The sequence below is a fragment of the Phycisphaeraceae bacterium genome, assembly GCA_020639155.1.
GTDB lineage: Bacteria > Planctomycetota > Phycisphaerae > Phycisphaerales > UBA1924 > JACKHF01.
On sequence record JACKHF010000002.1, the window covers coordinates 371,258 to 384,953 of the forward strand.

Consider the following 13,696-nt stretch of genomic DNA (forward strand, 5'->3'; position numbering starts at 1 on the left):
CAACCAGAGAATACATGAACCCATAATCGGCGTGGCTGGTGCAACGCCGATTGTTGCTTTGCTAGCATTCAGTGATGCAAGGCTCGTTGTTTGATCCATCCCGCATGCGCGGACCCGAAAAGCCCGCTCAGGAACAACCTGAAAACGATGCGTTGACTGTGTCTCAACTGGCGGGCCGGATCGAGCGTGCGATCGAGGTAGGCCTTCCAGCCCAGGTGTCGGTTCAGGGTGAGATCAGTGGCGTTCGAGTCCGCACGCATACGTACTTCGATCTGAAGGACGAGAAAGCCGCGCTCTCGTGCGTGATGTTCCGATCCAAGGTGCAGCGGAGCAGGCGAGTGATTGAGGATGGCCAGCACGTGGTTGTGCTCGGACAGGTAACGTACTACGCGAAGCAGGGGCGGGTGTCCTTTGTTGTCGATTCGATCCAGCCTGTCGGCAGGGGCATGAGAGAAGCTCAGCTTCGAGCCTTGTGCGATGAACTTCGATCGCTTGGATGGTTTGATGAATCACAGAAGCGCACACTCCCGGTATTCCCGCGAAACATCGCAGTTGTAACCAGCCACAGCGCAGCTGCACTTGCTGACGTGCGGGTGACACTCAACAAACGTTGTCCAGCGATCGGTGTGTATCTGTTTGACACGCTGGTGCAGGGAGAACGTGCGAGCGAGCAGATCATCGGACAGATTCGACATGCATCCTCACGTGCAGATGAACTCGGCATTGATGCGATCCTTGTGACCCGCGGCGGTGGATCGGCAGATGATCTTTGGTGCTTCAATGATCGTGAGGTTGCACGAGCGATCGTTGAAGCGGGTGTCCCCGTAGTTGCAGCGATTGGGCACGAGACGGATGGCACTATTGCAGAGCTTGTTGCCGATCGTCGAGCAGCGACGCCAACACAAGCTGCGATGCTGCTGTCACCGGATCGCGATGCCCTGACAGACCAGATTGGATTTTTGAACAAGCGTCTCGAATCGCAGGTGGCACATCATCTTGACTGGGAGCATCGGCGTATTAATACGTTTGTTGATCGAATGCACTCATGCATTTATGCGACTGTGCATACCCGGTCTCTTCGATGTGCAAAGCTGGAGTCTCGATTGCATCAGGCGCACAAGCGTTCAAGTCCTGAGGCGATCGGGGAACGCATCGGGCGACTAGAGATGCGCATGGAGTTAGTTGTCGAGCATCATATTGGTGACGCTGTATCCGATTGTAGAACGCTTGCTCATCGACTCGAAAGCCGTATGCGGTCGATACTTGTGCGTGAAGCGAGACGGGTGGAGTCACTTGAGCAGAGGCTGCATCAGTCCAGTGTTGCTGGGCTGCTCGCACGTGGTTTTTCTCTTACGACGGACACATCCGGTCGTATTGTGCGGTCCTCGGACAAGGTGCATGTTGGCGAGCAGATCGTGAGTGTGCTGGCTGATGGGCAGATCACATCGACTGTTAACAAAGCAGAGTGAAATACCTCCGATCCGACCCCCAAGGAACTGGAGGCTGAACGGTTGCACAGCCGTTGTAAGGTGATCGATGGAGATGCAGCCTGACAATTCCGCTGATACCCGTGTGTGCGCGTGCCACGCGTGCGGGCTGGTGCAGACTGCGCCAGCGGCTCTTGCATCCCGCTTGCGATGCTGTCGTTGCTCACGCAGACTCGATCGGCCTCGATCTGATGCGACAAGCCAGTGGGCTGCTGCACTCTGCGTGACGGCTCTCCTCCTGTATATTCCTGCCATGTCGTTGCCCATTTTGGAGGTGGAACGATTCGGTCATCGACACAGCTCCACAATTTGGTCCGGCATTGTTGAGTTAATGGCTGAGAATGAAACCGGCATCGCACTCATCGTACTGTTCAGTTCGATTGTCGCTCCGATTGGCAAACTCCTTGCGATGCTCTTTGTGACACTCGGTCATCCACTTGCTGGGCCACGACCGAGAGCGATCGCGTTTCGCGTCGTGGAATGGCTTGGACGATGGGGCATGGTCGACGTGCTGCTGGTTGCAGTGCTTGTTGCGGCTGTGAAACTTGGAAGCGTGATTGAGGTGAAGGCTGGTGCTGGTGCAATCACCTATGCCAGTGTTGTTGTGTGCAGTCTCCTCGCTTCTGCAGTGTACCATCCACACACCATATGGCAGCGCGAGGACCACAGCGCATGACGAAACCAAAACAACAAACTCCGGATGCTTTGCCTCAGGCTGTGGAATCCAAACAGTGGACGAGACCGTCGATTGCGTGGCTGCTACCGATTGCCGCGATGCTTGTTGTAGTATGGCTGGGATACTCGGCGTGGAGGCAGCAGGGTGAGACCATCGAGATTACATTCGACCATGCCCACGGTATTGAGGTTGATGATCCTGTGATGTATCGGGGGGTGCGGGTTGGTATTGTGCGGGAGGTCACGCTTGCGCCTGCCAACAGCGGCATCATTGTGCGTGTTGAGCTTCGTCGCGATACGCGTTCCATCGCAACGTCCGATGCACGATTTTGGATTGTGAGACCTGAGGTGAGCCTGCGAGGTGTCACCGGGCTAGAGACGTTGCTTGGCCCTCGGTTGATCCGTGTTGAACCGGGGACAGACCCAAAGTTTGCTCGCGAGTTTGTTGGTCTCAATGCAGCGCCATCAATTACCCTCAATGAGAGCGCGCTGCATATCTTTGTAGATGCGGACCGTTTGGGATCGCTCCTTCCCGGAGGTCCTGTGCTCTACCGGGATGTGCAGGTTGGTCAGATTACGTCATACGAGTTGGTGCGCGACACGACAGCCGTGCGCATTGCTGTCGAAGTTGACGAGCGCTTTGCTCCCTTGATCACAGACACGACGAAGTTCTGGAATGCGTCCGGGATTGATCTTGACATCGGGTTGTTCAACGGCGTTCGTCTGCGATCTGATTCACTCGAATCGCTGCTGACTGGTGGGATTGCATTTGCAACCCCGACAAAGCCTGGACAGACAGTCGGGCACAACTACGTGTTTCAACTTGAGTCGGAACCCAAACCCGAATGGCTGCGATGGAAACCATCCATTGATGTCGGCGAGGCAATGCCAGCAAACTAAAACAGCCCGATCGTTTCCGACCGGGCTGCAACACTGTGACATGCACATTGCGTGATGTGTGTTCAGACAGCGTCTTTCAGACCCTTGAGCGGACGGATCTTGACGACATTGCGGGCTGGCTTTGCCTTAAAGACGGTCTCTTCACCTGTGAATGGATTGATGCCCTTGCGTGCCTTGGTGGCCGGCTTGCGCTGCACCATGACCTTCATCATGCCTGGAACGGTGAACTTGCCACAGCCGCCCTTGCGCAGATCTGCAACGATCATCTCGTTCATTGTGTCGAAGATGGTTGCAACGTCCTTGCGTGTCACGCCAGCGTGCTCAGCGAGCACATTGAGGATTTCACTCTTGGTACGCGCCTTGTCCCTCGCCGCAGTGATCTTTGCGGGCTTTGCTGCGCGGGGTGCAGCAGCTGCGGTCGGCTTGCGCTTGGAAGTTCCCTTGGCGGCTGGACGGCGCGCGGGGGTTTTCTTGGTCGCTGCTTTGCGGGTTGTTTTGCGTGTGGTTGTTTTTCTCGCCATGATGTGTCTCCCTGACTTTGACACTGGTGTCGCTCGTTCCGACTCCATCGGAAGTGGAACGTGATCATTGTCCCGATAATGCTGACCACGATCTCTGGTGCCTCGACGTTCAGATTGCACCAGCAATTGTGTTCAACCGATCGGCATGAACGTCCGCAAAGATACACACTTTTTGCGACTCGTCCAGTCAAAACACTGTATTTTTCGATGTTTTTGGGAAAAACCGACAAAAAACCACCTTTTTTGCCGGGTTATACAGGGGGCAGACGACATTTGATGGGGTTGGCAGTGTGCAGTCGTGGTACCGATTTCCGGCATAGGCTTGCGCAATGACAAGCACGCAGAACACCTCCGCCGACCTGTTCGTTGCTGTGACGCGCAGTGTGCCCGGAATGCTATCCATCGAGAATGCAACAGTTCGATGTGCAGGCGATGGCGTGCTCAAACCGGCAGACATGAAGCAGTTCGCAGCGGGAGCGAGTGTGCTGGTGACCATGTATCACGATCGCGTGGATGCTGATCTGCTTGACGCGATTGGGTCTCAAATCAAGGGTGTCTGTAACTTTGCGGTCGGGTTCAACAACATCGATCTCGAGGCTTGCAGGCAGCGGGGGGTTGTTGTTACCAATACACCCAACGCGGTGACCGAGGGGACTGCTGATCTTGCCTGGGCGCTGCTGCTGGCGGTCGCTCGCGGGATTGTGCCTGCAGACCGGTATGCGCGAAGCAGGGCATATCCCGACAACGGCCCGCTTTCCATGAGTGCATTCAGCGGCGCGGATCTGACTGGTCGGAATCTGCTGATTGTTGGTGCAGGCCGCATCGGGTTCGGCGTGGCGATGCGTTCGCTCGGCTGGGGCATGAGGGTGCAGTATGTTGCACGATCCCGTCATTGGGACTTTGAGCTCGCGCCACTTGCCGCTCAGCGCGTGTCGCTTGAAGAAGGACTGCGGAACGCGGATGTTGTGAGTCTGCATGTGCCTTTGTCACCAGCCACAACGCATCTGATCGATGCCAAGGCACTGTCGCTGATGAAGCCGAACGCGATATTGATTAATACTGCTCGTGGCCCGATCGTCGATGAGGCGGCGCTTGCGCAGGCTCTGAAAGAGAATCGTATTTACGGCGCGGGACTTGATGTCTATGAGCGAGAACCGGAGGTGTATCCGGGCCTGCTTGATCTGGATAATGTCACGCTCACGCCGCATATCGGCAGTGCGGAAGTTCGGTATCGCGAAATGATGACCGACATGGTGAGCGAGAATGTGAATGCAATACTCGCTGGCAAAGAGCCGCCGAATCGGATTGCTTGAGAGTGAGAGATTGGGCTCGCTATACGTTGATCATGTAGATCTATTTGAGTCGCCCGCGCTCGCGCTGATGTGCTTTCGGTGTGACGTGGAATGTGATCTTGGCACGACCAACGCGTTTCTCGGGGTCGCCGGGCTTGCGGACCTTTTGCGTTACATTCATGATGAGTTCGATATTGAACTCACCGCCTGCTTTCACGAGCGCCTCGATATCGTCCTTCGGGTCGATTCGGTACACAGCTGGTCCAAAGCAGGGCCGAAGGAACTTGTACTGGAGTTCCTTGCAGACGACGGTGTAGTCAGCACCGCAGAATCCGAAGACGTACATGCCGCCAGCGATCTCGGTGTTCCCAAGCAGTGCGGCACCGGCCATCGCGTTGTACCAGTTCCGGTTGAATCGCTTGAATGGGAGCACGGCGGTGAACGTGCGAGGATCAAGGCGTTTCATATAGATGCCGGAACGTGCTGCGTAGGGAAGCCAGATCATTGAGCAGACACGGTGCCAGAAGTTGGATCGGGTCGAGAGCTTGGAGATAAACGCGTCGAGGCGTTCGATGAGTTTGCGCTTTGATTTCTTCCGCAGCGGCTTGTCCGTCGCGGGTGGCGTCTCAGTCATGGGAGTGGTGGTCGTGGCCATTGTGTCGTGGCACATCGTAGTCACGATTGGGGTGTCGATAGATCCCGGTTTTTGTGAAGCAAACTGCTGCAGAGGTTGAGATTCCGGGCTGAAATCATGATTTCAGTGCTTCAAGGACCCACTGTGGATGCTCCGCGTTGAGTCTCTTCAGGAGGGGCTTCTTCAGGTAGTAGATAAAAGCAGCCCAAGCGGGCGCGATAACGCCGATTGCAATCACACCGAAGTACGCGACATACGTGAACTGCTCGATCATATTGACATATATCTCGCCAATGTCGGCACCTGCGCCAGCGTCGCCAAACTGGGATTCGATCTCCCGAGCAACCGGTGAGCCGTGTACTGCCACCTCGTAAACCTTCCACCCGCCATAACTGACAAGTGTGATTGCGAGCGCCAACTGGCTTAGCAGCAGGAACTTCACGGCATCAACCGAAAGTGCTTTCAGTTTGGACCTGCCAACCAACTCCAAGCTACCAGCAATGATCAATCCCACGCCAACGGCGGTGCCTGCGGCCGAATACTGTGCACCCCCGATCAGGGCCGAGAGAATCCCGAAGACCAGCGTTGACCAACCGCTGATCCCTGCCCAACCAATCGCCCGTCTGATCGGCTTGAGCTGCTTCCGAGCCTTTGCAACCGCTTGGGCAGCATCGGTTGGGTTTGTAGGTTGTGCTGGATGCTGTGACACGGATCCTGACTCACCGTCAATGGCGTGGTCTGACAGCCGCAGATTGCGGTCAGCAAACTCACGCTCAGATTGATGCGCATCGTATCTGGTTGCAGGCAGGCTCATCGTGCAGATCATCGGCCGTTTTCAGCCGCTCGATCAGGATGTTCTCCGGGGTGAACTGACTTTCCGGCTTCGTCGCATAAAGTTGCTGACGCCGTAGAAGCCGAGAATCTCGGCGGTTTTTGTTCTGGAAACCCGTTTGGAGCTCCCATGCCCGCTGCAGCGACTGACACCCACGTTCATCTGCCCGCCGACACCAATCAGGCCCTCGGTATTGCCGACTATGCGATCAAGGCCATTTGGGGTGGTCCTGGCGAGCGGTTGGAGCCCGATGCTTCCGTCGTGGAGCGGATCAATCAGTTCCATACAGACGCGGTGATCTGCGGTCTCTCAGCCTTGGCGCTGGGATGCAACGCTCCCAATGTACTCCGTGATGAGGCCTTCCAGTACGCTGTGCCGGAGGGGAATCTCGGTAAGGGGCTTGGCAAGTCAAAGCATCACGGTGCGACGACGTTCGGTTCGATCGTCAACGGCAAGGTCATGCGCGTCAAGAGCGAGAAGGCGATCGTTGCCAACTGCTCTGCGGTACGCGAGTGGGATTCGAACGGCACCAACTTCGGGTTCAACCCGGAACTCGGGCACATCGCTGGTGAGTTCGGACACAACGACTTCTACGCAGTAGCACTCGCAGCGGCGCAGATGCTTGGTGCGGACGGCGAACTTGCACTTCGAGGTATGCTCGCGATTGATGAGATCCGCGGCAGACTCGCGGAGGTGTTCAGTCTCAAGTCGTACAAGATCGATCACGTCGTGCATGGCGCCATCGCGTCGGCTGCGGTCTTTGGTGCGATGGTTGGTGCAACACGCGAACAGATCGAATCCGCAATCGGCATGAGCGTTGCGCACTACATCCCATTCCGCGCGATTCGCGCGGGCAAGCAACTCTCCGATTCCAAGGGTGCATCCGCTGCTATCTCGACCGAGGCGGCGATTCTCTCGGTGAAGCGTTCCATGGCAGGATTTCTCGGCCCACGCGATATCTTCCGTAATCCCGAAGCTATCTTCCGCATGTTCGAGGGACCAGGCCAAATGGCGCAAATGGTCGACAAGAATGGCAACGCGATCAAACCAGCGAACTCTGCACAGAAGGACGCGTCGCCGTTCGATCTTGTGCTCGGACGCGCTGGTTCAGACTTTGCTGTCATGGGCATGCACTTCAAGCTCGGTCTGTACGAGCACCAGTCCGCTGGCGCGTTGCAAGCGATGATTACGCTCCTCAATCAGGCACCAAAGCTGCTGGAAAAGAAGGACGGTGGGAACATTGGCAACATCAAGATTGTTGCGTACGAGCCCGCGTTCGGCATCATTGGTGATCCTGCGAAGCGCAATCCGACCACGCGTCAAAGCGCCGACCACTCCATGGTCTATATCGTTTCGACGCTGCTCCGCAAGGCGCTCGAACAGGGCAAGGCTGGTTGGACAGATCTGATGCTTGAGCCGAAGGACTACGGACCCGAGGCGATCAACAACTCGCTGACGCGCACGCTCATGGACAAGATTGAGTTTGCGCACGGCGGCAAGGAGTACGACGACAGGTACCCCGATGGCATTCCCACGAGCGTGGTCATTACCGACGCGGATGGAGCGAGCCACGACTCGGGGCTGGTGATGTATCCCGGCGGTCACGCCCGCAACGCAAAGGGCAAGACACCCGTCGATCTAAATGTTGTGCTTGATCACAAGTTCACCCTGCTCGGGTCGCTGGCGTTTGCTAATCCCACGCCGATCATCAACAAGTACCGCGATCTACACACCAAGTCGGCAGACGATGTGCAGACGATCAACGATTATGAGCTTTCGATCAGCCCGACGCGGTTTGACTGAAGAAGCTTGGACACTGCGGGCTCACCGATTCAGGCAGGCCAGAGTTCCAAGTGAGTCTTTGCCGTGGGATGCCCTGGGGCATACCCTAGAGGTTCACATTTCCGGGGTGTAGCGCAGCTTGGTTAGCGCGTTTGACTGGGGGTCAAAAGGTCGGAGGTTCGAATCCTCTCACCCCGATTCATCCTTACTGGCACTGTCGATAGTCGCAAAGGCGCTATATTTGCAACAAGTAGGCTGCAAGTTGAACTGAAAGTTATTGCGATACACGGATTATTGAGTTCAGTTATCGCCCACACGTGTACCTTCACATTTCTGTGTGATGTTATCAAATTCCGAGTGCTTGAAAACACACCACATGGGATTTCGCCTCATTCGTGAAGTCGAGTCCATCGAGCTGAGCTTTGAGAGCTTAAAAAACTTGCACCATATTCTGTTTGGGGTAGAGTAGGTTTGAAACAGGCTTTGCCTTTGAACTGTCGGCGGAATCCTCAGTTTGGTCTTTTCACTGTTTGATTCGACGCTTACAAAGCAAATGACCGCTTGAACATTGCGATGTGCTGCCAGAACAGTAGACAGTGTCTTTGCATGTGGATCGCATTTTTTGCATGTGGATCGCATTTGTGGATCGGTGGGAGAGTTCTGGTGTGATGATTGATTGTGTTTGCGATGACGAGAGCAGTGCATCGCTAGCGAAGCAGTGCGTTGGGTGAAGTCGTGTATCTGTGCTAGGCCTGTCACGGATCACAGTCTGTAACTGGTGCTGTTCCAAGGACGAGCGACTCAGGAGATGGTCGACCAAATCAGCCGCGAGTTTGTCACAACGGTTTCCAAAGACTGCTGAAAGCATATGCCGAGGATTATTGAACTGATCGGTGCGCAAGAATGCTGATAGCAAGAGGGACAGTTATCTGAGCCTAGAATCGGTGTCAAAGAGACTCCGGGAAGAGACTGTTGCCACAGGACAGAAAACGATTGCATCATGCAAGATCCGAACTGCCATGTGACAGAACTTCTGAACAATGCCGACGCTCGGTCCGGGGCTGAGCTGCTCGACGAAGTCTACGCACAGCTCAAACACATTGCACGGGCTCGCATGAAGCGGGAGCGTGCTGATCACACACTCCAAGCGACAGCACTGGTACACGAGGCCTACATGGATCTGATTGGGAATCAGGCACTCTCATGGGAGAGCCGAGCACATTTTTATTACGCAGCTGCGCTTGCAATGCGCCGCATTCTGATCGATCATGCCCGTGGGAAAAACGCGCAGAAGCGTGGGGGTGGACAGAGAAAGTTGCCTTTGGGTCTCATTGATCTCGCTGAACATAGGGATCCGGCGGAGATACTCGCGCTCGAAGATGCGATGCGCGTTCTTGAGAGCGAGGATCCGCGGGCATCCAGAGTTGTTTCTCTTCGCTTGTTTGCGGGCTTATCTGTTGAAGATACAGCGAAATCGTTGGATGTGTCTGAACGCACGGTGATTCGTGAGTGGACATTTGCACGGGCTAGGCTCTTTGAGCTTCTGTCTGACGAAAACACACAGCTATGACGAACCAAACTGCAAAGGCCATATTTCTTGATCTCGTTGAGATGCCCGAGAAGGATCGTGCCGGCTACATCGACGAAGTGTGCAAAGACGATCTCGAACTGAAAGATCGCGTACGGGATCTGCTGCGGCTGCATACGCAAGCAGGTGATTTTCTTAAAGATGTGAGTAGTGCCGCACCTGTTGAATCGGTTTCGGCTGGGTTATCTTCGTCGTACATTGGTGCATACACGAAGATACGACCGATCGGTGAAGGCGGGTTTGGCACGGTCTATCTCTGCCAACAGACAGAGCCGATCGAACGGCTGGTTGCCGTGAAAGTGCTTAATCCAGGCATGGACACAGGATCTGTGCTCAAGCGGTTCGAGGATGAACGCGTGCTCCTCTCGCGTATGGATCATCCCGGGATCGCGCGTGTGCTCGACGCGGGTAGAACGGATTCGGGGCAGCCATACATTGCGATGGAGTACGTCGATGGTGAGACTATTACCGCGTACTGCAATCGAAAGCAGCTTAGTTTGTACCCTCGCATCGAACTATTTGGGCTCGTGTGTCAGTCGATTCAGCACGCGCATCAGAAGGGTGTGATTCATCGTGACATCAAACCGGGAAACATTCTCGTCACCGAGTATGACGGAAGAGCCTATGTGAAGGTGATTGACTTTGGTATTTCCAAGGCACTCGAGGGTGCTGAAGCACGTGATGGCGTGACACTCACGCGACAGATTGTTGGCACGCCTCAGTACATGTCGCCCGAACAGGCATCAACGGGATCTGTTGACATCGACACACGCACAGATGTGTACGCGCTGGGTGTGCTGCTCTATGAGTTGACAACGGGAACGCTTCCGTTCGATCGGGAGAGGTTTCGTTCGGCGAGTGCCGCGCAGCTCGAGCGCATGATCCGAGAGATTGTGCCCGAACGCCCGTCATCCCGCGTTGCTGGGCTTGACGAGGCACAGGCGCAGGAACTCGCTCGTACTCAGGGCACGAGCAGAGCCAACATTGTTCGAGGATTGAAGGGAGAGATTGACTGGATCACTGCAAAGGCAATGGAAAAGGACCGGAATCGCCGGTATCCAACAGCGAACGCACTCTACGAAGACACTGTCCGATTTCTTGAAGGTGGTGTTGTGCAAGCGCGTGAACCGAGTCGCACGTACAAGGTACGAAAGTTCGTCTCCCGGAACCGAGCCGCGACCGCGATTGCCGGGATTGCGGCAGCGAGCCTGATCGCGATTACTGCGATGAGCATTGGACACGCACGAACGCTCTCGCGAGCAAACAAGCGCATCCAGACAACGTCTCACAATCAGGAACAGGTGCTCCAGTTCACCGAGCAACTGCTCGGTGGGGTTGATCCCTCAACCGCGCGCGGACAAGACACGGAACTGTTCAGATCGTTGCTTGATGGCGCAAGCACTCGGCTGAGTTCGGGAGTAACAGATTCACCTGAAGTAGAAGTCAGGGTCCGATCGCTTGTCGGGAACCTCTATTCTGCGATTGGTTTATTTGATGAGGCGATCGAGCATCTTGCGATTGCTTCCGACATCGGTACCAAGGCGATGGGAAATCGGAGCGAGTTAACCATACGTGCAATGGCTTCCCTCGGCGCAGCGTATGCGGAAGACAGCCAGTACGATACCGCGCGAGTCGTGCTGGAGAATGCGATTGGTCATGCTCGCGACTCGTTGGGACCTGCGCATCCCGAAACGCTCTCGATCATGAACAGTCTTGCAGCTGTGTACAACTATCTCGGCGAGACGGATCGTGCGATAGAGATGCACGAGGCGCTTCTGGAGCAGCGCATCAATGTGCTTGGTGACGCGCATGAGGAGACGATGACGACACGGAACAATCTTGCGATGGCACTCAGAGGCATAAACGAGGTTGATCGTGCAAGGGGACTGTTTGAAACCGTGCTCGATTATCAGATCGATGTGCTTGGTCCGGATCATCCGAACACACTCAAGACACGCACGAACCTTGCGCTCGTGTATCACGATCTGAAACAGTTTGACAGAGCTGTCGAGATGAACCAGGAGATACTCGAACAGAAGCAGCGGGTGCTCGGGCCTGAGCATTCAAGTGTGCTGGTGTCCATGGTCAATCTCGCATCGTCACTCGAGTCTGCAGGCAGGAAAGAGCAAACACAACAACTGCTTGAAGAAGCGCTTGAGATATCCACACGGACACTCGGAGATGAGCACCAGTACTCGCTCATCATCAAGAACAATTTTGCGAGCTTTCTCATGAGGCAGGAGCAGTATGAGCAGGCGCTCGCGCTTGCGCAGCAAGCATGTGACGGACTTGATACTGTGTTCGGAAGGGCGCACCCCATGACGATCCAGTGTAACTCGAATCTGGCTGAGTTGCTTCTCAAAATGGACCATCTGGAGGATGCCCAGAGCGTGGCATTTGACAACATCGCCGTTGCTCGGAGTGCGATCGATGCGACCGACCCCAAACTTGGTAACTGTCTTGAGCTTTGCGGGACGGTGCTCGCAAGGCAGGGGCAGGTCGACGATGCGAGAGCGCACTACAACGAGGCGCTAGGAATTTTCTCCGAATCCAAGGGAAAGGAGTCCGAGGAGTGCATCCGTATCCGAAGTGCTCTTTCTGAGCTGGAAACGGGGTTTTCAACTGATGGGTAAGAAAAATCAGCCTCGAAACACAAAATATTTTCTGGAGCGTGTCACCTCGTGATCGCGGTTTTCGCAACTAGGTATGCAGCCGAGATTGACGGCTCACATCCACCTGTGAAAAAGGAGACCGCAATGCACGCACCAACCAATGTTTCTGTTGCCCACACTCCCAAGGAGGCTGGCAGTTGTCCGATCCACGCACTGATCCAATGGCGGGCAACAGGCTCGATGCTGTCACGAATCAGCATTCTCATCTTCGGGCTTGTCTCGTATTTCGTTTTCTTCGGAACGATCCTGTACACTATTGGCTTTGTTTCGGATGCAGTTGTTCCAAAGACGATCAACTCCGGTACTGCTGGGCCGTGGCTGCCCTCACTCCTCATTAATAGTGCGATGCTTCTGCTGTTCGTTGTCCAGCACACCATCATGGCTCGGCCGTGGTTCAAGCGATGGTTTATCAGGTACGTGCCATGCGCAATGGAGCGCAGTACGTTCGTGCTCTTTGCGAGTGTGATATTGCTGGCAATGTGCTGGCTCTGGCAGCCGGTGCCCAGCGTTGTCTGGAGCGTAAGCAACCCAATCCTTGCGAACATGCTCTTTGGCTTATCAATGTTTGGCTGGGTCCTTGTATTTGCATCGACATTCATGCTGAGTCACTTCGACCTCTTCGGCGTTCGTCAGGTTGTGACGAACGCGATGGGAAACGATTATCGCCCGATCCCATTCCGTCTCGTTTGGATGTACAAAGTCGTTCGGCATCCGCTGATGCTCGGATTCATCATCGCAATCTGGCCGACACCCACAATGACCGTCGGGCACTTATTCTTTGCAGTGATGGTGACGGGGTACATCTTCTTCGGGGTGATGATGGAGGAACGCGATCTTGTCGCAGCATTCGGCGATTCGTACAGGCAATATCGAAAAGAGGTTCGCGGCCTTCTCCCCCTGCCGAAGTTCGGCAGAAAGGAAGGTGCGGCGTGATGAACGGTACAAACGCAGCGAAGCGATTGGGTGTTGCAGGGGTTGTATTCTTTGCAATCAAGGGGTGTGTCTGGCTTGCGATCGCACTCGCAGCATCGAATCAAATACTGTAGAGCTATGGATGCGAACGACAGTATGTGAGTGATTCGCAACCGATCGAAATACAGGTACGTTGTGAGCAAGCGAGATGAGTTTGATCCTCGGTCGATTTGCTTTCGACATACATGAACCTCGCTCAGTTCCTGCCGCCATAACTTTCACGGTTGTGGCGGTCTTAGAGAAGACACGTATTTAGTCTGTCGTTCAAGCGTCAGCTAAATACTGAGTTCAAACTTTCACGCGCTATGAAATCTGCGATTTCGAGCTAAAGTCGTAAATTT

General features: G+C 55.0%; 11 protein-coding genes and 1 tRNA gene. 9 read left to right on the forward strand and 3 right to left on the reverse strand.

The genetic code is table 11. The annotated features are described in order from the left end of the window. The first annotated feature begins 104 nt into the window (after positions 1 to 104). The 3 genes from xseA (at position 105) to H6815_12140 (ending at position 3,062) form a co-directional block, all read left to right on the forward strand. Positions 105 to 1,469, forward strand: coding sequence for an exodeoxyribonuclease VII large subunit (gene xseA / locus H6815_12130; protein MCB9861188.1), 1,365 nt, complete (start codon positions 105 to 107; stop codon positions 1,467 to 1,469). Positions 1,470 to 1,542: 73 nt separating this feature from the next. Continuing rightward, positions 1,543 to 2,163 (forward strand): paraquat-inducible protein A, encoded by a 621-nt coding sequence (locus H6815_12135; GenBank protein MCB9861189.1) that lies wholly within the window; start codon positions 1,543 to 1,545, stop codon positions 2,161 to 2,163. Further along, positions 2,160 to 3,062, forward strand: coding sequence for an MCE family protein (locus H6815_12140; protein ID MCB9861190.1), 903 nt, complete (start codon positions 2,160 to 2,162; stop codon positions 3,060 to 3,062). The genes H6815_12135 and H6815_12140 overlap by 4 nt, the downstream gene beginning before the upstream one ends. 62 nt (positions 3,063 to 3,124) lie before the next feature. Here H6815_12140 and H6815_12145 read toward each other — a convergent pair whose 3' ends face one another. Then, positions 3,125 to 3,583 carry an HU family DNA-binding protein gene (locus tag H6815_12145; GenBank protein ID MCB9861191.1) on the reverse strand — a complete coding sequence of 153 codons (459 nt, stop codon included), beginning with the start codon at positions 3,581 to 3,583 and terminating at the stop codon, positions 3,125 to 3,127. 392 nt (positions 3,584 to 3,975) lie between these two features. Here H6815_12145 and H6815_12150 point away from each other — a divergent pair, with 392 nt between their 5' ends. Further along, positions 3,976 to 4,896, forward strand: coding sequence for a D-glycerate dehydrogenase (locus tag H6815_12150; GenBank protein ID MCB9861192.1), 921 nt, complete (start codon positions 3,976 to 3,978; stop codon positions 4,894 to 4,896). Positions 4,897 to 4,936: 40 nt separating this feature from the next. On the opposite strand, the gene H6815_12155 is transcribed toward H6815_12150, so the two are convergent. After that, a complete protein-coding gene (locus tag H6815_12155; protein ID MCB9861193.1) occupies positions 4,937 to 5,530 on the reverse strand; it encodes a hypothetical protein in 594 nt (197 codons plus the stop codon). Between the two features lie 94 nt (positions 5,531 to 5,624). Beyond that, positions 5,625 to 6,323: a hypothetical protein gene (locus H6815_12160; GenBank protein ID MCB9861194.1), complete on the reverse strand. Its 699-nt coding sequence runs from the start codon at positions 6,321 to 6,323 to the stop codon at positions 5,625 to 5,627. A gap of 147 nt (positions 6,324 to 6,470) precedes the next feature. On the opposite strand from H6815_12160, the gene H6815_12165 reads away from it, so the two are divergent. The 5 genes from H6815_12165 (at position 6,471) to H6815_12185 (ending at position 13,316) form a co-directional block, all read left to right on the forward strand. Beyond that, positions 6,471 to 8,144 (forward strand): MmgE/PrpD family protein, encoded by a 1,674-nt coding sequence (locus tag H6815_12165; protein MCB9861195.1) that lies wholly within the window; start codon positions 6,471 to 6,473, stop codon positions 8,142 to 8,144. Between the two features lie 102 nt (positions 8,145 to 8,246). Then, a tRNA-Pro gene (locus tag H6815_12170) sits at positions 8,247 to 8,321 on the forward strand. Positions 8,322 to 9,123: 802 nt separating this feature from the next. Beyond that, positions 9,124 to 9,693: an RNA polymerase subunit sigma-70 gene (locus tag H6815_12175; GenBank protein ID MCB9861196.1), complete on the forward strand. Its 570-nt coding sequence runs from the start codon at positions 9,124 to 9,126 to the stop codon at positions 9,691 to 9,693. Then, positions 9,690 to 12,344 (forward strand): serine/threonine protein kinase, encoded by a 2,655-nt coding sequence (locus H6815_12180; GenBank protein ID MCB9861197.1) that lies wholly within the window; start codon positions 9,690 to 9,692, stop codon positions 12,342 to 12,344. Before H6815_12175 ends, H6815_12180 begins: the two co-directional genes overlap by 4 nt. A 222-nt stretch (positions 12,345 to 12,566) precedes the next feature. Further along, on the forward strand, positions 12,567 to 13,316 hold the full coding sequence (locus H6815_12185) for an isoprenylcysteine carboxylmethyltransferase family protein (protein ID MCB9861198.1): 750 nt from the start codon (positions 12,567 to 12,569) through the stop codon (positions 13,314 to 13,316). Positions 13,317 to 13,696: the final 380 nt, after the last annotated feature.

Bases quoted from the DNA above. Each gene is read 5' to 3' on its own strand.
- xseA (MCB9861188.1), top strand. From the start codon at position 105: ATGCGCGGACCCGAAAAGCCCGCTCAGGAACAACCTGAAAACGATGCG.
- H6815_12135 (MCB9861189.1), top strand. From the start codon at position 1,543: ATGCAGCCTGACAATTCCGCTGATACCCGTGTGTGCGCGTGCCACGCG.
- H6815_12140 (MCB9861190.1), top strand. From the start codon at position 2,160: ATGACGAAACCAAAACAACAAACTCCGGATGCTTTGCCTCAGGCTGTG.
- H6815_12145 (MCB9861191.1), bottom strand. From the start codon at position 3,583: ATGGCGAGAAAAACAACCACACGCAAAACAACCCGCAAAGCAGCGACC.
- H6815_12150 (MCB9861192.1), top strand. From the start codon at position 3,976: ATGCTATCCATCGAGAATGCAACAGTTCGATGTGCAGGCGATGGCGTG.
- H6815_12155 (MCB9861193.1), bottom strand. From the start codon at position 5,530: ATGGCCACGACCACCACTCCCATGACTGAGACGCCACCCGCGACGGAC.
- H6815_12160 (MCB9861194.1), bottom strand. From the start codon at position 6,323: ATGAGCCTGCCTGCAACCAGATACGATGCGCATCAATCTGAGCGTGAG.
- H6815_12165 (MCB9861195.1), top strand. From the start codon at position 6,471: ATGCCCGCTGCAGCGACTGACACCCACGTTCATCTGCCCGCCGACACC.
- H6815_12175 (MCB9861196.1), top strand. From the start codon at position 9,124: ATGCAAGATCCGAACTGCCATGTGACAGAACTTCTGAACAATGCCGAC.
- H6815_12180 (MCB9861197.1), top strand. From the start codon at position 9,690: ATGACGAACCAAACTGCAAAGGCCATATTTCTTGATCTCGTTGAGATG.